Here is a 235-nt window from a genome sequence, read left to right as displayed (position 1 = left end):
GACTACAAGGGTATCTAATCCTGTTTGCTCCCCACGCTTTCGCACCTCAGCGTCAATACCGGTCCAGTGGGCCGCCTTCGCCACTGGTGTTCTTCCTAATATCTACGAATTTCACCTCTACACTAGGAATTCCACCCACCTCTTCCGGGCTCAAGACCAACAGTATCAGAGGCAGTTCCGAGGTTGAGCCCCGGGATTTCACCCCTGACTTGAAAGTCCGCCTACGTGCGCTTTA

At 53.6% G+C, this 235-nt stretch carries 1 rRNA gene; it reads right to left on the bottom strand.

Features of this window, described 5'->3' with window-relative positions:
• Positions 1–235: ribosomal RNA gene (locus ACTHSL_RS14245) — 16S ribosomal RNA — on the bottom strand; the annotation flags it as partial.

The organism is Neisseria sp. P0008.S010, assembly GCF_051962715.1.
Taxonomy (GTDB): domain Bacteria; phylum Pseudomonadota; class Gammaproteobacteria; order Burkholderiales; family Neisseriaceae; genus Neisseria; species Neisseria elongata.
The sequence above is the reverse complement of the archived record's forward strand: the minus strand, read 5'-3'. Positions and strand labels throughout refer to the sequence as shown.